Source organism: Paenibacillus sp. FSL R5-0766 (assembly GCF_037971845.1).
Taxonomy (GTDB): domain Bacteria; phylum Bacillota; class Bacilli; order Paenibacillales; family Paenibacillaceae; genus Paenibacillus.
This window is the reverse complement of record NZ_CP150227.1, coordinates 2,741,905-2,762,824: the sequence shown is the minus strand read 5'-3', so window position 1 is coordinate 2,762,824 and position 20,920 is coordinate 2,741,905. Positions and strand designations below refer to the sequence as shown.

Genomic DNA, 20,920 nt, shown 5'->3' with positions numbered 1-20,920 from the left:
GCTTATCTTCAAGTTGAATGACACTATGATACACTGTATGCCAAAATCCCCTTGTTCTACAAGGAGATGCTCTCTACGATGGTTGATTTACCAGCAGAGATGTCTCTTGTGAACAAGGGGACTTGTTAGTCTAACAATCTATTCTTAACCTTTCCAGTTCCCGGACACGGGATGAATACCCCAGATATCTGTCGCATACTCACTAATGGTACGATCACTGGAGAATATGCCGGAATGAGCCGTGTTTAATATCGCTTTCCGAGTCCAGCCCGGAATATCCCGATACGCCTGGTCAATCGCAGCATGCGCGTCTGCATAAGCAGCAAAATCACGCAATACAAAGTATTCATCACCATGGGCCAGCAAGGAGTCATAAATATCCCAGAACTCCCCGTCACGATAACAGAATGCACCTGGATGTACTAATTGCTCCACAACCTCGCGAATGCGTTCATCGTGCTGCACAATCTCATTCGGACGATAGCTACCCGAACGATAGTACTCAAGCACTTCGTCTGCACGCAGACCATAGATGAACATATTTTCTTCCCCAACCTGCTCCGCCATCTCCACGTTGGCTCCATCCATCGTACCAATCGTTAAAGCACCGTTCATCATAAATTTCATGTTGCCCGTACCGGAAGCTTCCTTACCTGCGGTTGAGATCTGTTCACTAACATCCGCAGCGGGAATGATTTTCTCTGCGAGAGAGACGGAATAATTTTCGAGGAAAAATACCTTCAAGCGGTCATTCACGGCCGCATCCCGATTCACTGTGTCAGCCACGGTGTTGATCAGCTTAATAATTTTCTTGGCAAAATAATAACTCGGCGCTGCCTTGGCACCAAAGATGAACGTTCGTGGTACCATATCAAACGAAGCATCATTCTTAAGCCGGTTATACAGATGCATGACATGCAGAATGTTCAACAGTTGACGTTTGTACCCGTGCAGCCTCTTCACCTGTACATCAAAGATGGAATCCGGATTCACTGCTGTCCCGGTATGGTCCAGAATATACGCAGCTAGCCGCTCTTTGTTATCCCGCTTAATCAAACGGAACTGCTCCTGAAATGATGTATTATCCGCAAAGCCAGCCAACTGCTCCAGCTTGCCCGGCTCTGTTATCCAATCGTTACCGATTGTATCCGTAATCAGATCCGACAGTTTCGGATTGGCATGCATCAACCAGCGGCGATGGGTGATACCATTGGTTTTGTTATTGAAACGCTCTGGATACAGTTCATAGAAGGGAGCCATCTCACGCTCTTTCAAAATCTCGGTATGCAAAGCAGCAACACCATTCACGCTATGACTGCCTACAATCGCCAGATGCGCCATCCGTACCTGATCGTTTGCAACAATCGCCAAATTTTGAATGCGATCCTGATCTCCTGGATACCGGTCCAGCAGCATGCCACAGAAGCGTCTGTTGATCTCTTCAATGATCATGTAGATTCGTGGCAGCAGCCTGCTGATCATGGATACAGGCCACTTCTCAAGCGCCTCACTAAGCGTTGTATGATTGGTATACGATACAGTACGGGTTGTGATATCCCATGCTTCATCCCAGCCATACCCCTTCACATCAATCAGGATGCGCATCAGTTCTGGAATAACCAAGGTTGGATGCGTGTCATTAATGTGGAAGGCCACTTTATCAGGCAACCGATCATACGGTAGCTCCAGCTTGTTGAACGTACGCAAAGCGCTCTGTACACCTGCCGAGCACATGAAGTATTGCTGCTTCAATCGCAGCAGCTTTCCTTCGTACTGGGAATCGTCCGGATACAGGAATTCCGAGATTGATTCAACCGATCGGCTATAATCCAGATAACCGTAGTAGTTCGAAGGGGTGTCGAGTGAAGTCTCGCGCTTTGGCTCGGCACTCCAGAGACGCAATGTATTCACATGAGTTTGACCATAACCGATGACAGGCACGTCATAGGGTATGGCGACAACCGATTCGGCATCTTTTGTAACAAACTGATATTCTCCATCCTGCTCATGAGCTTCTACTCGGCCCCAGAACTGTACTTCCACCTTTTTGTCTGGACGGCGGACTTCCCATTCATTGCCCTTATCCAGCCAATTGTCGGGTAACTCTACCTGATTACCATTGATGATTTTTTGCTCAAACAACCCGTATTTATATCGAATCCCGCAACCATGTCCTGCATATCGTAGTGATGCGAGTGAATCCAGGAAACAGGCAGCGAGTCGTCCCAGACCTCCATTACCGAGTCCTGCATCCGCCTCCTGTTCTTCTATCTCCTCCAAGGAGAAGCCCAGCTCAGCTAAACTGTCACGCACCAATTCCAATTCATTCACATTCAACAGATTGTTGCCGAGCAGACGTCCAATCAGGAATTCCAGCGAGAAGTAATAGACCTGTTTATCCTGGCGCTGCTTGAACCCCTGATTCGACGCTGCCCAATCCTGGCCTGCATATTCACGAATCATGCTTCCCAGTACGTGGTATACGTCTTCCTGTGTTGCTTCTTCAATCGGTTTGCCCAATTTGCTGACCAGATTCCGTGTAAAGATACTCTTGAACGTTTCCTTGTTGTCAAACAAAAGTAGGTTCCTCCCGGGGAAATCCTGCAGGATGGTGGCGGTTCATACACTCTGTTGCTCAGCACTCTGCAAAGTGGCCGTTACGGTTACGAATCGTTCTTATGATCGCTGTTGTCTCCAAATTTTCTTGATTAACCTATATAAATTGAACTAGAGGATATTTACACTGGACACTTCGATGACAGAACAACCTTCCGATCGCTGTTATCCACAGATTTTTTTAATTCCTTTTAAAATGGGAAAATCCGGGGATAAAGGCGAGCGCTGCTCTTCTTCAGGTTATTTCTGTCCTCTCCGTTTTGTGTAAATGTTTAAGTTGAATTTATATAATCAAGGGTAAAATTTGAAGACAGCATATGCTTTCGAAGCAGCTTTCTTGCAGAAAGCTTTTAGGCGAGCACTACGCTTCAGAATCGATTTCGTCCCCTCCACTACGTTTGCATGCTGGTGAGAACTTTCGAAGATGCAATTCATGCGTCGAAAGTGTATGAACCTTAAATCCATCCTACAGGATTTTTATTTTATATATATTTATAGAAGATATCGGTTACGTGCGGGCATTAGATAATAGTACTTTTCGCTAAAATGTATGGATTCGACGGGTCGCCGATCAGCGTCTGTCCTCCGGTCAGCTTCACGTCTTTATCGAGAATGACGTTCTCAAGTACGGTTCCTTCACCAATGTAACATTTCTGCATGATGATGGAACCTTTTATTTTGGCACCCTTGGCCACCTGTACGCCCCGGAATAAAATGCTGTCTTCCACCTCTCCAGCTACAATGCAGCCATTCGCGAGAAGTGAATGTTTAACATCGGCGGTATCCAGGTATTTGGCAGGCGCTTCGTATTTGATTTTGGTCTGGATCGGATCTTCCTTGAACAGTTGTTCATATTGCCCTGTGTTCAGCAGATCCATACTATTACGATAATAACTGTCAATGGAATTGATGACTGCGTGATAGCCATCATATGCATACGCAGCGATATTCAATCCATCCGGATTTTTTTGAATCACATCCCGGAAGAAATGGCTCTCGCCATGATCAATGCAGCGCTGCACCTGGCGCAGGAACAATTCCTTTTCCATGATGAAAATTTCTGTATATATATTCGGGTGATTAGCGCTTTGGTGAATGTCCACCACGTTACCGTCCCCGTCATGATCAACTTTGACACAGGCGTCATGCTCAGGCAGCAGCTGATCTACTTTTTTGCAGACCAGTGTAACGTCCGCTCCTTTACTGATGTGATACCTGTAGACATCCTGGAGGTCTGCTTTGGTCACATGGCGACTGCCCGCATGCACTACATATTGCCCTGCACCTCTGCGGAAGAAGTCCAGATTGTTATGGAAATGCTGCAAGTCCCCTTGTGATGTATCTGTTGGATCGTTCCAGTCCGGCGGTAAAATAAACATGCCCCCATGCTTACGATCCAAATCCCAAGGCTTGCCGTCACCCAGATGGTCCATCAGCGAGCGATACTTACGACGGACAAACACCCCTATACTCTCAATTCCGGCATTCATCATATTAGATAGAACAAAATCGATCAGACGGTAACGCCCGGCATAAGGCACCGCGGCTCCGCAGCGAAAGTACGTCAATTCCTTCAATTCCTCAAGTTCATGGTCAAGGTTAATAACTCCGATCAATGATTTCATCGCATGCACCGTCCTTTTGGCTTCATTAGGCCTTGCTGGTTATTCCTTGGCGAAGCTGACGCTCCAGTTCTTCCTGATCGACGAGTAATATATCACTCTCATCTCCCGGTGCGGGCGAAATCTGTGTTCCATCCGGAATAACCAATCCTTCTGCAATGATTGCTCGATGAATACGCACATTTTGCCCGATCTTCACCCTTGGCATGATGACAGAATCGATAACGGCGCTGTTCTCCCCAACCTCAATTCCGTAGAATAGAACAGAATGATTGACCTCTCCATGCACCACACTGCCTTCACTAATAATACAATTCCGCACTTTGGCCGAAGGCGAGATGTATTGTGCAGGTTGGTTTGGATTACGTGTGAAAATACGCCAGTCCGGGTCATTCAGGTTAAACGGGGTATCTTCGTCCAACAAATCCATATTCGACTCCCACAGACTGCGAATGGTACCTACATCTTTCCAATACCCTTCGAACGGATATGCGTATAAGGATTTTTCATTTTCAAGCAATAACGGAATGATATCTTTACCAAAATCATAGGAGGTGGATGCCTGTTGTTCATCCTGGATCAGGAAACGTTTCAGTACATCCCACTTGAAGAGATAGATACCCATGGAAGCCAGTGTGCTCTTGGGCTCAGGAGGTTTTTCTTCAAATTCATAGATGCTATAGTCATCGTTGGTGTTCAGCACACCGAATCGGCTGGCTTCTTCCAATGAGACATCAATGACCGATATGGTGCAATCCGCATCTTTTTCTTTGTGATACTGGAGCATTTTTTCGTAGTCCATCTTATAGATATGATCCCCTGACAGAATGAGCACATGCTCAGGATCGAATTGTTCAATAAAGTTCAGGTTGCGGAAGATCGCATCCGCTGTACCCCGGTACCAGTTGCTACCGTCTTCACGTTCATGCGGAGGAAGTACATATACCCCGCCGTTTTTCCGATCCAGATCCCAGTCACTGCCAATGCCAATATAGGAATGTAAGACAAGTGGTTCATATTGAGTCAATACACCCACTGTATCAATACCAGAATTAGAGCAGTTACTCAGCGGAAAATCAATGATTCGGTACGTGCCGCCAAAATATACTGCCGGCTTAGCCAGTGATTTGGTCAATCCTTTTAACCTCTTACCTTGCCCTCCGGCAAGTAGCATCGCTACAACTTCTTTTTTCGCCATCATTACAGCCTCCTCCACGTGCATTCGTTCTGATTCATTTCAGAGCCCATAATCGATATTCTGTTGTGTGGACACTGTTGTCTTGATTAGGAGCATGCTGTACAGATGTGTAACTGGATGAATCTTATTGCAGTTGAACTTCTTGGATTGTAAAGCCTGAAATAGAAATGATGCTGGTGTAGAATTGCTTGACTGTCTTACAGAGGTGAATGTTAGATGCAGAACTTAAGGTGTAGCTCGTGAACAATGAAATAGTCTACTCCTATTTAACATTAAACACGAAACGGACTGGGGAATCTTACTGGATAACATCGACATCAAGTTCCGGGTGAGATTACCCTTTCTCGTGCCGCTGTTATTCATATTATATTCGATAATAGAGAAGGAAAATCCTTTAGTTTTTGTGCAATCATTAAATGGGAAAATAAGTAAAATACATAAGTTCACATGACAAAAAAGCCGACTTTCGATCTCGATCCCGGCTCATTTTGTCTGTTATTTTGATGCATCCGTTTCTGAAACAGTCTATATAATTTTGCGAAACAACTCCATCACCTCATCCTTGGACGGTTGATAGGGATTGCCTGGTGCACAAGCATCTTTCATCGCGTTATCGGCAAGCAGTTCCACATCGGGATCTTTTACACCCAGTTCAGACAGTTTCTCAGGAATGCCGACTTCCTTCGATAGCTGACGTATGGCCTCTATGACGTACTCCGAACACTCCTCATCACTTCTACCCTTCACATCCATACCAATTGCCTTAGCAATATGACGGAATTTGCCGGGGACATGCTTGGAGTTCAACTCTTCCACATAGGGGAGTAACATTGCGTTACAGACACCGTGCGGCAGATCATATACGCCACCCAGTTGATGCGCCATCGCATGGACATAACCCAGGCCCGCATTATTAAAAGCAATCCCGCCAAGGAAACACGCATACGTCATATGTTCCCGCGCTTCCAGGTCACTGCCGTCTCTCACGGCTCTTGGCAAATATTCAAAGATCAGTTCAACAGCTGCTGCAGCTGTCGCACTTGTCACTGTAAATCCACCCGGTGTAACCATCGCTTCTACGGCATGGGTCAAGGCATCCATTCCTGTCGCCGCTGTGAGACTTGCAGGTTTGCTGAGCATCAGCTCCGGATCATTAACCGACAGGGAGACCAGACTGTTGCGGTCTACCATCACCATCTTCACTTTACGTTCCTCATCTGTAATCACGTAGTTAATTGTCACCTCGCTCGATGTGCCCGCTGTTGTGTTAAAAGCCACAAGTGGTACGGACTTATGTTTCGATTGATGCAGTCCTTCATATTCACGGATATGCCCACCGTTCGTAGCTACAATACCAATCCCTTTGGCAGCATCCTGCGGTGAACCTCCGCCTATCGATATAATGGCGTCACAGCCATGATCCTGGAATACTTGAAGTCCATCATGTACATTCTGACATGTTGGATTAGGCTGAACCTCATCATATACAACATATTCTAACCCTGATTTTCTTAGTATAGACAGTACCTGTTCAGCAACGCCTGAAGTAATCAATTGGCGATCACTTACAACCAGCGCTTTGCGGATACCCATCTGTTCAATCATCTGACCTGCTTCCTGTAAACATCCTCTACCCATCAAGTTCACGGGCGGAACATAATATGCATGTGTTGCCATTTGAACCAGCCTCCTGTAACCCCTGATTTACTATCTCCATTGTAACTGAATCCGTTTTCAGATATAGTGAAATAAATCACAATGATCCGATAAATGTTACACTTGAGGTTGATTTTTCCCTGTAATGAAAAAGACGACCCAGACACCCGAAGGTCTCCAAGCCGTCTTACTTATCTATCTTAAAGCTTTATCCACTACTTATACCTTGCCGAAGGTACTTAAACTAAAAGCATCCTGACGAAGGCTTACAGCGCCTTATCGTTCACGCCGTCAAGCCATGCCTCAATATCGCCAATTACGGAGGATACACAGCCATCCTCGAATGGTGAGTTCAATCCAGCCAGTTCAACCAATCCGGTGAAGGACAGGCTTCCTCCCGCTTTACACAATGTCAGATAGTCGGCCCATGCAGACTTCATGTCCTCATTGCTGCGTTTCCAGAACTGGAATGCACAGATTTGTGCCAACGTATAGTCAATGTAATAGAACGGCGATGAGAAAATGTGACCTTGCTTATGCCAGAAACCACCTTGCTCCAAATACGCATTATCTTTGTAATTGATGTGTGGCAGATAGGTCTTCTCAATGTTGCGCCATGCCTGCTTACGCTCCGTTGGAGTTGCATCCGGGTTCGCATACACAAAATGCTGGAATTCATCCACAGCTACACCATACGGAATGAACAACAGACCGGAAGACAGGTGATCAAACTTGTACTTGTCCGTATCTTCCTTGAAGAACAACTGCATCCACGGCCATGTGAAAAACTCCATACTCATGGAATGAATCTCAGCCGATTCATATGTCGGCCAGTTGTATTCAGGCACTGCAAAATCACGGCTCTCATACACCTGGAAAGCATGACCTGCTTCATGTGTCAATACATCAATATCACCGGATGTACCGTTGAAGTTGGAGAAGATAAACGGCACTTTGTAATCGTTCAGGAACGTACAATATCCGCCGCCCTGTTTACCTTTTTTGCTTACCAGATCCATAAGCTCGTTTTCGGTCATCATCTGGAAAAAAGCATCCGTCTCTGGTGATAATTCAGCGTACATTTTTTTACCATTATCGATAATCCAGTCCGCGTCACCCTTAGGTGTCGGGTTACCCGTCTTGAAGCTGAAGCCCTGATCGTAATAATACAGTGTATCCACATCGATCCGATTACGCTGACGCTCTCTGAGCTTGGTCGCCACAGGTACGATATAATCGCGAACTTGTGCACGGAAGTTGGCAACCATCTCGGCGTTGTAATCTGTACGGTTCATGCGATCATAGCCGAGTTCCACATAGCTTGGATAGCCCAGTTTCTTCGCGATCTGTGTACGTACTTTAACCAGTTCATCGTAAATGCGATCGAATTCAGCCTCATGTTCAGCCATGAAAGTGTATCTGGCTTCCGAAGCACGCTCACGCATGGAGCGATCCGTGGACAGTTCAAATGGATGAAGCTGTGGCAACGTGCGTTCTTCACCTTCGAACGGAATTTTAGCGGATGCGATCAATTGATTGTATTCTGTGGAAAGTTTGTTCTCCTTCTGGAGTTCTTCAATAATTTCCGGACTGAATGTTTTCAGTGAAAGATCTGCCAGCTGGAAAAGCTGTGAACCCCATTTTTGTTCCAACTCATTGCGGAATTTGGAGTTAACCAATGCACGGTAAAAATCCGTGATATATTCCTGCACAATTGGTGCATTCTCATCCAGAAATTCGTTCTCCGCCTTGTAAAACTCATCATTGGTATCAATGGAATGACGGATGTAGACCAATTGGGCTTGTGTCTCAAAATCACTGCGCAGCGCGTTAATCTGATCCATGAACCCACTCTGTTCTTCAACCGTTGCCGCAGCTTCAAAACCGCTCAACAGCTCACGGAAAGATGTCTTGATATGTTCCAGATTCGGACGTGTATACGTATACTCACTAAATTTCATTTATGTACACCCTTTCCTGTTTGGCAGAATTTCGGGAGTATCCCGAGTTAAACTACCCCCTATTATACAAAAGAGCAGCTAAAAAATCCCATAATTACGAAAAATATTTGTCCATCGGTCAAATTGTACAACATGAATGGTTACATATATTACGTGCTAATGTAAGGTCAGCGTCTCAAAAATTTTCCCCACACAAATAAGCCCGCCTCGCGTTAGCGAAGCCAGCTTATAGGTTGTCTCTCTTCTTTTCACATTTAAACAATACTAGCTTTGGTCTTTATCCATAATCTGATAGAACCAGCCCATTCCGACCATGCCCACGACCATAATAACGGCCATAATAATGATATATGTCATGAATGTAACCTCCCTGCTTCCGTATATTCATCACACTACTACTAGTGTACACGGTGAAGCGCCGTTTGAATTGACCGAACATTGACAAAAATACGAAATCTTTAATTTTAATAAATGGATTATTTCCCCGATCACACTAAATCATACGTACCTCGCTGCACGGTGCAAAGTTTCATCCGCCATGCTTACGGTGTATACTATACTTCTATGAAATGGAATTTGGATTTTTACGCAGAAAGGTTGAAAGACATGTCAACTCGCATCCCCTTACGTCAGCTATTTCTTACTGTTTTATTAGCCCTTATGTTATCTGTTTTAACCGCCTGTGCTGATGGAGAAGCCCATCTAACGGTGAATATGGATGGATCAACGGATCTGGATCTCAATCTCAACGTAAAGAACTCCGCTCTTGGAAAAATTGGACAAGACAATCTCATGCCTCTGATCGCAGATGCATTGAATCGAAATAACTTCCAGGCAGAGGTTTCGGAACAGGGAGATCAGAAGCAGCTCACAGCGACCACCCATTATGAAAAAAGCAATAAAACCAGCTTTGCTACGTCCAAGTTACCACAAGGGATCAAGGTTGAACAATCAACTTCACCCGGCTTCTTCACTTCCAAAATGCACATTACAGCAGAAGCCGACCTCATGGAGTCCATGCCCGATGGTGAGATCAAAAATCAGATTAACAAGGTACCCAGCTTTCTAAAAAATCTCTTGTTAAAAGATGTTAACTTTGACTTCAAGTTGTCTTTGCCCATCAAGGCAGCCGATTCCAATGCAGATCAGGTGGAGGATGGCGGAAAAACGCTCATTTGGCACGTTTCACCCCTCCAGATGAATAAACTGGATCTGACTGTACAGGTTCCCAATATTCGGAACATCATCATCATTGCAGTCATTGGCCTACTAATAATCACTGCTCTGCTCATTTGGTTTTTTGTTCGTCGCAGACGGGCGAGACAGCACCAAAGTGCAAGGTCACATCGCGGAAAAAATTAATTCTTCACACCAATTTTATTTGTGACTTGCCAAACGGTGTTATGGATAGTAGAATACATCCGTACTGTATGAACGGTTAATTTTTTATTAAGCAAAGCTAAAGAGGTGACAAGTTTCATGAATATCCGCGAATGCCCACTACCTGGTATCGGAGTTAAGTACCAGTTTGATACAAAGGGCGGCCATCAGTTAGTCATTATTGTGCATGAGGACGGACGCCGTGAATTGTTCTCCGTTGATCCACAAGACAACGAAGAACTCACTCTGATTGCAGATTTGGAAGATGACGAATGCGTAACCCTCTCCGGGTTAATCGGAGGCTGGTCGTAAATGACAGAATAACCTGTACCTTGAATTTCAAGGCACAGGTTATTTTTCTGTTATGTTATCCTTTGAGAACGAATATATGGAACCCATGTATTCAGTACGCGGCTAATCTCCGTGGAATGAAACGGTTTGCTGATAAAGTCCTGCATCCCGCATTTCAGACACTTCTCACGGTCACCGGCGCCTGCAAAAGCTGTAATCGCTGCAATAACCGGTATTTCGGGGTGGCTCTGTCTGATGTGGCAGGTCGCTTCAATCCCATCCATAACCGGCATTTGAATATCCATAAACACCAGGTCATATTGAATCTTGTTCAATGAATCGACGGCCTGTGCACCATTCTCAACGATATCACATACTCCGCCAAACTTGCGCAGCATCTCCTCCAACAGATGACTGTTGACCGCTTGATCCTCAGCAATCAAAATTTTGATGTCATGGGCAAGACTCGCTCGATCCAATTGCAGTTCATCATTTGCGGTGATTTCAATCGGGTCATTACTTTCCTCTAACCACCGCTCCACTACGAGGGTGAACTGGAATTCTGCCCCCTCACCGATCTCACTCTGTACGCCAATCGCTCCGCCCATTAACTCAACCAGTTTTTTGCTGATCGCAAGGCCCAGACCTGTCCCGCCAAACTTACGATTGATGGCTGGATCAAGCTGTGAGAAGGATTGGAACAACTGATGTTGCTTTTCTATTGGAATGCCGATCCCCGTATCTCTCACCTTAAAGGTCAACATCAGGTTATCCTGACCATGCTCATCTGAGAAATCAGCACCTACGCTCACCTTAATGCGGCCCTGCTCTGTGAATTTAACGGCATTACCCACCAGATTAATCAAAATCTGCCGGATTCGTGTCTCATCCCCTCGAATGCGTTCAGGAATGTGATCCGACACTTCACAATAGAGTTCAATATTTTTCTCTGATGCCTTCAGTGCAAACAGCTCGATCACTCCGCCAAGCATCGCCTTAATATCTACAGGTGCGCGCTCAAGGTCCATTTTGCCTGCTTCGATTTTGCTGAAATCCAAAATTTCGTTCAAAATGTACAAAAGGGATTCGCCGCTATCAATCATGATTTCCGCAAAACCTTTCTGTTCATCATCCAGTTCGGTTTCCATTAACAGATGGGCCATGCCCATGATGCCGTTTAATGGCGTACGAAGCTCATGACTCATGATGGCGAGAAACTCGGACTTGGCTCGGTCTGCATGCTCTGCTGCTTCCTTGGCACGTATGATGTCCTTAACAGATGTCATATCACGGAAGACCAACACTGCTCCGCGGGTTCTACCCTGATCCATAATCGGCTTCAATTGGAACTCCGCCAGGAAACTGGACCCATCCTGTCTCCAGAATACCGATTCGGTACGCGGCAGACCTCGTCCCTCACGAACTGCCTGTAGAATAGGTGTATCCTTGGATGGGTAGGGGATGCCATCGCTCTGCATTTGGATCATCATCTGCTCTAATGGTTTGCCATTCAATTCACTTGGACAGAAGTTCATGATCTCCGCAGCGGCCGGATTGGCAAAGTTCAGATTCCCTTCCAGGTCCAGTCCAATAACCCCCTCAGACATGCCATTCAAAATCAATGCCCGTTCATAACTAAGATTCTCGATTTCCTCGACGTAACGTTTGGACTCAGTAATGTCACTCGTAATCCCGTAGACCCCAACAACTTTGTCCTTAAGTATAATAGGAACATTAATCACATTTGTTTCAATTCTCTGCCCATTTTTGTGAATTAAGCCTATCTCGTAACTCTGTGCATTGCCCTTCACCGTTTCCTCAAAATGATATCGAGTCTTCTCCAGATCCACAGGATCAATGAGGTGATCAAAAGGCCGACTCAGCAGCTCCTCCTTGGTGTGTCCTGTCAACTGTTCCTGACCCATATTGGCTTTCAGCAGATTGCCTTCCAGATCAAGAGAAGCCACACCTAGGGGATTACAGTCAAATAACGATCTGTACTCCTGCATGCTTAACTGTTGTTGCTGGCTGGCTGTGATATCCCGGGTTACGGCGACCATCTCCATTAATTCACCTGAATCGTCATATACATAGTGCGTAATCGTATCTGCCCATACCGTAGATCCATCCTTATGTAACAGTCGATAATTGAGCCGTTTGGGAGCCAGACCCTTTCTCTGCTCTTCTACGTACGCTTCAACCAAAGGCACATCCTCCGGATAGATAACAAATGTTCCCGGCTTACCTATGACTTCTTCCAACTCATAGCCCAACATGCTTTTACATGCATTTGATACATATTTAAATGTACGACTTGAATCGACATCATGTATTGCAATCAGGTCTAGTGAAGACTCCGCCAGCAGCCGAGAGATGCGACTGCTCTCTTCCAATTGTTTACGTTGCACAATGAGGATTTCCTCTGCATCTTTTTGTTTCGTAATATCAGCAGCTTGTACCAGCAAATACAAGGGCTCACCATTCGTTTCATCCCTAACAATACAAGCTCTAATGGTTGCCCATAATAACGAACCGTCCTTTCGTTTCAGACGAACCTCCGTCTCGTACATCGGACTTGTTTCATGGGTCATTTCCCAGAACTTGCTGCGGAATTCCTCCATATGCAGATCTTCTTCGTAGATCATATGTATGACCGAAGTATCGATCAGTTCATCTTCACTGTATGCAAGCATCTCGCAAAATGCAGGATTAAGCTGCAACCACCGTCCATTTACATGAGATGCGACAGCAATGCCGATTGGTGCGTGCGTATACAATTGTTCGAACAGATATCGGCTCTCTGTAATGGATTTCGACATTACATGTCCTCCTTTATGAGAATCTGAATGTATTCCGTATGAATAGATCGACCTGAACATAACTTCATCTATAGAGTACTACCCCAAATGCCATGATTGATAAACGAGATCGGACAAAATTGCTGCATGAATCGACATATACTACACAATACCCGTGCTCTCCCGATTATACAATGTTGAATATTCGAATAGGAACGGAGGTTATGGATCATGATCATTGTTGCTAATCAACCCGCCCAGCTGAACCGCTCGGAATGGTCTGATTTTGAATGGTATTGGTTACAGCAACTACAGAATCGTCCTACAAGGTATGTGTACCAATCCATGGATCATCTTCGTTTTGAGTGGGACCTGAGGGGCTCTCTCGTGGATGCAGCGAAGGGATTGGATCGAAGTGGTGTGAGTTTTGCATCCTTTGAAAAATCCAGATGTAACCCTGCCTACTGGAATCGTAATGCGGAAGGTGGGTTCGAACTAAGATCAAACGTGTCCCCCGCCGACGGTATCCGGGATATCTGGAGGAATGGACAGTTATATGCCTTTGAATGTGCAACAGCTACCGTTATTGTGCTGTATGGTGGCGTGCTGGGGAGCATTCGCGAAGACGCCTTTAATTCCCTGTTTCGAAATCTGTTGCTCTTTGACTGGCATTATGACAGTGACCTGCGATTAACTGAAAAAAACGGTAGTGAAACCGCCCTGCCAGGAGATGTGCTGTATTTCAAAAATCCGGATGTTTCTCCGGAAACCCCCGAGTGGCAGGGAGAGAATACGTTCATGTTGCGCGAGAACTTGTATTATGGTCATGGCATTGGTATTGCAAGTGGCGAAGAGATTATACGAACCCTGAATCAGTTCCGCGTTCCAGGTAGCCGGGTCTCCGCCTACTTAATGGATATGGTGATCTATCCGGACTTCTTTTATTTATCCCGATTCGCCAAAAACAGCCAGAATAATATTGCCGCTGGCTCTACGCCTGTATTACCCGGACAGTTATATGTACGACTTGGTGGCAGCCGTTATTTACGCAGCTGAACTACTAATGATGACAAACAAGCCCAATACAGCAGCAGTTAACCTGCCACCTTATTGGGCTTTTTTTACATCAAAAAAATAAATACTATATCGTCATTCGCGTTACCTTTGTGCTACATCAAGGATCGCTCCATGCAGTTTACGTATTCGGGTCCAGTTGCACAACAACCTGTTTACCACTTACCTGAACACCTGTCGTTTTGCTACCGAATTCAGCCAGCGATTTGCTCAGTTGCTCAGCCCACTCCTTACCTGCAACTCCTTCTTTGGCTCCATGCACCTGGATGACGAGTTTTACCGAATCACCCTTCTTCAGAATGCGCTCCGCTTGAGATTGCTTCGTATCCCGGTCATGATCTTCCATTGCAAGGTTCAAGCGAATTTCCTTTACTTTACGTTTATCGGGGGATTTACTCGCTTTTTTCTTCGCCTGCTGCGCTTCCGCTTTGGCCGCTCCAGCTCCAATCAGCTTGCACGGTGGCGGACTCGTCATCAAGGACAAGCACACCAGATCCACTTTATGCTGCTTCGCAAGTAGAAGTGCTTCCTGCGTGGACATCACACCCAGATCTTCACCATTCAGGCCGGTCAACTGCACTTCAGCTGCTTTGATCTTTTCATTTTTGATCATGATTTCTTCCTCCTCTACATCAAAAGCCTGTCCTGACCATTTACGGATCAGAGCAGGCTAGGATGGTGTTGCTACTATTTGTAATACATATCAGCGTACAAATACGCCAATCGGTTTGAGTTACAGCGTGTTGAATGCTTCCGTCAGGACCGGTACAATTTGTGATTTGCGTGATACTACGCCTTTCAAGATAGCTCTGCTATCAGACAGCGTCACGTTGTAGGCTTTCTCCACTGCTTTAGTGGATGTACCATATGCCAGAGCTACGGAATCGTTGTTCAGAATGTCTGTTACGACAAATACAAACAGATCGAGACCTTTGCTGGAAATGATCGCTTCAATAGCTGCTTCAAGCTCAGGTTGCTTCACGAGAACATCATTCACGTCAACGGCATTAACCTGTGCAATTTCCACTTTGGATTGACCCATTACAAATTCTTTGGCATCCAGGGAAATCAGTTCAGCAATTGTTTTTTGGCTCAGATCCGCGCCGGCTTTCAGCATGTCCAGACCATAAGTGTCTGCATCTACACCAGCAATGGCAGCCAGTTCACGTGCAGCGGCTACGTCCTGCTCTGTGCAAGTCGGGGATTTGAACAACAGGGAGTCGGAGATAATTGCAGACAACATCAGGCCAGCAATCGGTGCACTCACTTCGATGCCATTTTCTTTGTACATTTTATTCAAAATGGTTGCGGTACAACCTACAGGCTCTGCACGGAAATACAGAGGTCCGCTTGTCTCAAAGTTAGCAATACGGTGATGGTCGATAACTTCAACAACAGTCACTTCCTCAATATCGCTTACACTTTGCTGACGCTCGTTGTGGTCAACCAGAATAACCTTGTTCACTTCATTTGCAGCTGTTTTAATCAGACGTGGTGCTGCAATTTTGAATTGATCCAGTGCAAACTGGGTTTCACCATTGACTTCGCCGAGACGAACAGCTTCAACGTCCTGACCCAATTTTGTTTTGAGATCCGCATAGGCAATTGCCGAACAGATCGTATCCGTGTCGGGATTTTTGTGACCGAAGATTAACGCTTTTTCCATATTCATAGCCCTCCGTCAATTCTGATTTATATAAGTTTAACCAAAGAATGTTTACACTTGCCACTCCGATGACAGAATAACCTTCCGATCGCTGTTATCCCCAGATTTTTTGATTCCCTTTTTAAAGGGAAAATCCGGTGATAAGCATACGCTTCCGATGCAGCTTTCTTTCAGAAAGCTTTTAGGCGAACGCTCCGCTTCTCCAGCTTTTTTCTGTCCTCTCCGTTCTCGTGTAAAAAGTTTAGTTGAACTTATATAGAAAATAAATGTCATATTTAATCATACCCTTACTGATTATAGCGCTTATAAGGCTTAATTCCAATCCCTTTACAGCGAATTAATTGCAAATCATTCTCAGGCAAGCCATTTTGAAAAATAATATCCGCTCTGTACTTCTAATTCACAGAGTAGCCAAACTTGGTCATTCCCCTCAAGTCGATATGATATGTATCCTGTTTATTCCATCGTACAACCTTATAAATTAGCATACAAAACTCTGATACGCAACGAAAATATTAAATCTCAGGCTCTTCCGCGCTCTGCCCTTGCCGTACAAAAAAGGTCTGTAGACTGCCGTCCTCGCTAATCTCCAGCAGGTTCAATTGTGCTCCGTAGGCACAACCACCATCAATGCCAATTTTGTCTCCGCTCGGGTCAAACCAAATGCCTGTCTCATCATGCAAATGCTTCACGGGGGTGTGTCCAAATACGACCGTCTCTCTAATCGTCGTTGGTCTGGAATAAAATGATTCACGAATCCAGATGAAGTCCCGCTCGGACTGGCTTCTCCAATCCTCGATATCCGGGTTGATCCCGGCATGCACAAAAATATAACCCGGAATTTCGTACACCAGCGGAAGCTGTTCCAGAAAGCGTAGATGGTGTTCATAGTGTGTACGTATCCACTTTTTAGCTTCAGCATAAGCTTCCCAATCTATCTGTTGCTCATCAAAAGTAAGCTCCAGGTCCAGATAACTTGCCATCGTTTGTAATCCGCCATTACGAATCCAGTGTTGATCATATTGCTCAACATCCTGGGTAAGCGCCTTGACCATCATGGCATCGTGATTGCCTTTGATCACCATAATATGGTGCCGTTGCTGAAGCTGCATAATCTGTTCAATGACCTGTTTGCTGCTTGGACCACGATCCACATAATCACCGAGTAAAATTAATTCATCCTGCTGCGGATTATAATCTGCAAGCTTAAGCAGTGCATTAAATTCATCGTAACAGCCATGAATATCACTAATGACACATCTGCGCATGTGAATCTCTCCTCTCCCTGATCACGCAAGAGTATAACCGGAACCTTGCATGAGCAAGATTCCAGTCTATTAAGAGTAGTTATTCCCGCTTGCTCACCATTAGTCCTGCTTGAGTCCAAAAGCTTCTGCAATCAAGCCGAATGAGCGCAGACGTGCTTCAAACGAATGGACCGCTGATGCAATAATGACTTCATCTGCTTCATGGCGTTCTGCCATTGCGGTAATTTTGTCTTTCACCTGATCCGGTGTACCCACGATGGAAAAAGAACGGCGCTGGCGGATCTGTTCCATCTCCATCGCTGTGAATGGATAGTTGTTAACCGTATCCAGAGATGGGAATGAACTTTGTTCAAGACCTCGTCCAAGGCGTAAGAAGAAAAGTTCATTGCTCCGCGCAAGTTCAGCAGCTTCCTCCTCTGTCTCCGCGCAGAATGCCGAGACAGCAATCATTGAATGTGGTTTGTCATTCAAGATGGACGGCTTGAAATGTCTGCGGTAATGTTTCATCGCTTCTTCGCCGCCTGGTGTTCCGAAGAATTGGGCAAACGCATACGACGTCCCTTGCGCTGCAGCAATTCTTGCACCTTCAGAGCTGGAACCCAGCAACCATACTTCTGGTACCGTGGGAACCGATGGTCCGGCTACCAGAGATGCAAACCGATGATCCTCGGGCAACTGCTCGTGGAAATATCCGCCCAGATCCGCGATCTGCTGTGGAAAGAATTGTACATTCGATGATTTCCCCTCATTCAGAGCTCTGCTGGCAATCGGCATGCCGCCTGGTGCTCTGCCAATCCCAAGGTCTATCCGCCCCGGATGCAAAGCTTCCAGCAGACGGAAATTCTCTGCAACCTTATAAGCACTATAATGAGGTAGCATAACGCCACCGGAACCTACGCGAATTCGATCCGTATGGGCAGCCACATGTGCAATCATAACTTCAGGACTGGAGAAAGACAGCGCACCACTACCGTGATGCTCCGACATCCAGAAACGGGAGTACCCCAATTGATCCGCATGTTGTGCGAGTTTGACCGTTTCCTGCAACGTATCCTGTACATTTCGTCCTTCGTTGATATGTCCATGTTCAAGTACACTCAGTTTCATATATATTCAATCCTCTCGTCTGTTAGGTTCATAAGTACTTTGAATATGAGATCTGCGAATATTACGCACTTTTGCTCACTTCATTCTTGCTCATTACATTGTAACATTAATTATTACAGTTTCAAACTTTAGTTATTCTCTTTATTACCACACTTGTGCAAGAAACATGCAAAAAAACGCCACCAGCTTTTGAACTGGTGACGTTTTTGATCTGACCTGTTGCAGAAATATTGATTTATGGTGCACGTTTTGGTAACAACTTCACATACTCGTCAGACAGTTTCATCAAGCTGAGCACATGTTCATAATCGGAACGATACGGTTCCAAATCCGTTACCTGCTCGTATGTCTTCAGCGAATAGGCTGTTCCATCGTCAAAGCCCGCACCCGGGATAAACATAATATCATCGTTGACAAATGAACCCGTCGGCAAGTAATACCGGATACCGAAGGCATTGTGGTCCATGTTGAGCAGATCATGTCCGAAGGCAGTGAACTTCTCATCTTGAAGGGAAACACCCATCAGGTTCATGATCGTTGGCAACATATCCAACTGACCGCCTGGCTGCTCAATCACTTGTCCTTTGGTCTGTTTCGGCGTATGAATCATTAACGGAATGTTGAATCGACTTACTTTACCGTCATAAGGGACGCCCAGATTGGCCTGAATCTGCTGTGTAATCTCTTCATCAGCAGGCAGACCGAAGTGGTCTCCGTAGAGCACCAACGTTGTGTTATCCCACAAACCGTTCGCCTTCAACTCATTAATGAGCTGACCGACCGCGTAGTCCGTATAGTTGATCGCTTGCAGATAATCGTGAAGCAGTTTGTTCGTGATCGCCGCGGGAATTGTAATTCGTGCACGATCAGCTGGAACCGTAAACGGCGAGTGGCTCGATGCCGTTATGAACTGAGCATAGAACGGCTGATTCGCAGCCTGATGCGCAGTCATTTTTTCCACACCTACACGATACAACTCTTCATCCGATGGTCCAAAATCATTGAATCTGTCGTTCTCGAAGCTGGGCTTGTCGAAGTAACGAGTGAATCCGAGTGCCGGATACATCTTGTTCCGGTTCCAGAAGGTGACGTCATTGACGTGGTACGTCTCGGACTCATATCCCTCTTTTCCTAATAACTTGGGAAGACTCGGCAGTTCGCGGTCACTGTACCCTGCTGACATGGGAACAACGCCGGTTGGATAGATAGACGTGTTCGACATGAACTCCGCGTCTGATGTGTTTCCCTGTCCGATCTGTTGGAAGAAATGAGAGAAATAATAACTTTCTTTGGCCAGATCATTCAGTACCGGTGTTAACTCCTGACCGTCCAATGAAGCATTAATCGGGAAATTCTGAAAGGACTCCAGTTGCAGTACAATCAGGTTACTACCTTTGGCCTGACCAAAATATTTGGCTTTCACGGCTGTACCTTCACTTGGTTTATCCTGATACGGATACTGGCTAACCAGCTCATTGATCTTGACGATCGTTTCGTTAATGTTACCATTCGCAATGGCCTCATTCTCTTTGCTCGTCAGAATGGCAGACGATACCTGATAGTTCAGGAAACCGAGATTCTCGGCCCGAACCAGCTCATTATCAATTGTTTCACCTTTGACAATAAAACTGCCAGACAGCACGATGCAGAATGCAGCGGTAAGCGCAACGCCGAGTTTGCCCCAGTAACGTCTGCGAATTCTGCCAAACGTCAAACCGCTATCGCGATAACTGCTGTAGTTACGCCCGCCAGCACGTCTGCGCATAATCAACCATACTGGCAATGCCAGTACGATGTCTGCAAAAAACAGAAAGTGCTCCGGTCGTACCAGTGGTCCGATACTTCCCCGTACTTGGGCAACTTGCCCCAGCTCACTTAGCGCGGTATAGGTGGGTACCGAACTGAAATGAACGTTATACAGCGTAGCCGCGAACAGCACCAGAGAAAACAGAACATTGAACCCTCCGTATACTGCTCGCTTCCAGCCTTTGGGCACAATCAGATCCAGCAGGCATACCACAGTTAGTGCGCCTAATGCGTCAGTTAACAGACCGATGCCGGACAGACCCTGGAAAAAGAAATACCGCAGCAGTGACAGCTTCAACAGCATAAGAATGAATAACACGGCGAATAAGGTCCGTGATGGAGTTCGTTCATTTTTGGAATTATACATGGTCGCTTTCAACCCTTACCCTGAAATTTTACGTTCATTTTACAAAACGCATATTTCAGTATAACAGTTTTCTGGTTGCTATTCCATGGAAGTTCCGTGTAAGACAGGGT

The 20,920-nt window shown here is 45.7% G+C and carries 14 protein-coding genes; 3 read left to right on the top strand and 11 right to left on the bottom strand.

Annotated features, from left to right (window positions below; translation table 11 throughout):
- Positions 1–144: 144 nt before the first annotated feature.
- The 5 genes from MKY66_RS12615 to MKY66_RS12595 form a co-directional block, all read right to left on the bottom strand.
- The gene (locus MKY66_RS12615) at positions 145–2,577 is read right to left on the bottom strand and encodes a glycogen/starch/alpha-glucan phosphorylase (protein ID WP_076217119.1); all 2,433 of its coding nucleotides are present in this window, start codon (positions 2,575–2,577) and stop codon (positions 145–147) included.
- Between the two features lie 560 nt (positions 2,578–3,137).
- Positions 3,138–4,241 (bottom strand): glucose-1-phosphate adenylyltransferase subunit GlgD, encoded by a 1,104-nt coding sequence (gene glgD, locus MKY66_RS12610; protein ID WP_076217120.1) that lies wholly within the window; start codon positions 4,239–4,241, stop codon positions 3,138–3,140.
- A 25-nt stretch (positions 4,242–4,266) separates the two neighbouring features.
- Positions 4,267–5,436, bottom strand: a complete 1,170-nt coding sequence (locus MKY66_RS12605; protein ID WP_076217121.1) for a glucose-1-phosphate adenylyltransferase — start codon at positions 5,434–5,436, stop codon at positions 4,267–4,269.
- Positions 5,437–5,961: 525 nt separating this feature from the next.
- Positions 5,962–7,113 (bottom strand): iron-containing alcohol dehydrogenase, encoded by a 1,152-nt coding sequence (locus MKY66_RS12600; protein WP_076217122.1) that lies wholly within the window; start codon positions 7,111–7,113, stop codon positions 5,962–5,964.
- A 245-nt stretch (positions 7,114–7,358) separates the two neighbouring features.
- Positions 7,359–9,053, bottom strand: coding sequence for a M3 family oligoendopeptidase (locus tag MKY66_RS12595; RefSeq protein WP_076217123.1), 1,695 nt, complete (start codon positions 9,051–9,053; stop codon positions 7,359–7,361).
- Positions 9,054–9,713: 660 nt separating this feature from the next.
- On the opposite strand from MKY66_RS12595, the gene MKY66_RS12590 reads away from it, so the two are divergent.
- Positions 9,714–10,415 carry a hypothetical protein gene (locus MKY66_RS12590; RefSeq protein WP_339807150.1) on the top strand — a complete coding sequence of 234 codons (702 nt, stop codon included), beginning with the start codon at positions 9,714–9,716 and terminating at the stop codon, positions 10,413–10,415.
- 105 nt (positions 10,416–10,520) lie between these two features.
- Complete coding sequence (locus MKY66_RS12585) at positions 10,521–10,745, top strand: hypothetical protein (protein WP_339807149.1); 225 nt, start codon at positions 10,521–10,523, stop codon at positions 10,743–10,745.
- A gap of 50 nt (positions 10,746–10,795) precedes the next feature.
- Here MKY66_RS12585 and MKY66_RS12580 read toward each other — a convergent pair whose 3' ends face one another.
- Complete coding sequence (locus MKY66_RS12580) at positions 10,796–13,543, bottom strand: PAS domain S-box protein (RefSeq protein WP_076217125.1); 2,748 nt, start codon at positions 13,541–13,543, stop codon at positions 10,796–10,798.
- Positions 13,544–13,753: 210 nt separating this feature from the next.
- Between MKY66_RS12580 and MKY66_RS12575 the strand changes: the two genes are divergently transcribed.
- Positions 13,754–14,578 carry a protein-glutamine gamma-glutamyltransferase gene (locus MKY66_RS12575; RefSeq protein ID WP_076217126.1) on the top strand — a complete coding sequence of 275 codons (825 nt, stop codon included), beginning with the start codon at positions 13,754–13,756 and terminating at the stop codon, positions 14,576–14,578.
- Positions 14,579–14,717: 139 nt separating this feature from the next.
- Here the strand turns inward: MKY66_RS12575 and infC are convergent, their stop codons facing one another.
- From infC to MKY66_RS12550, 5 genes are all read right to left on the bottom strand, one after another.
- Entirely contained in the window at positions 14,718–15,209 is a 492-nt protein-coding gene (gene infC / locus MKY66_RS12570) for a translation initiation factor IF-3 (protein WP_076217127.1), read from the bottom strand.
- Between the two features lie 120 nt (positions 15,210–15,329).
- A complete protein-coding gene (locus MKY66_RS12565) occupies positions 15,330–16,262 on the bottom strand; it encodes a manganese-dependent inorganic pyrophosphatase (RefSeq protein ID WP_076217128.1) in 933 nt (310 codons plus the stop codon).
- 515 nt (positions 16,263–16,777) lie between these two features.
- The gene (locus MKY66_RS12560; protein ID WP_076217129.1) at positions 16,778–17,530 is read right to left on the bottom strand and encodes a metallophosphoesterase family protein; all 753 of its coding nucleotides are present in this window, start codon (positions 17,528–17,530) and stop codon (positions 16,778–16,780) included.
- A 99-nt stretch (positions 17,531–17,629) separates the two neighbouring features.
- Entirely contained in the window at positions 17,630–18,637 is a 1,008-nt protein-coding gene (locus MKY66_RS12555; RefSeq protein WP_076217130.1) for an LLM class flavin-dependent oxidoreductase, read from the bottom strand.
- Between the two features lie 235 nt (positions 18,638–18,872).
- Positions 18,873–20,810 carry an LTA synthase family protein gene (locus tag MKY66_RS12550; RefSeq protein ID WP_076217131.1) on the bottom strand — a complete coding sequence of 646 codons (1,938 nt, stop codon included), beginning with the start codon at positions 20,808–20,810 and terminating at the stop codon, positions 18,873–18,875.
- Positions 20,811–20,920: the final 110 nt, after the last annotated feature.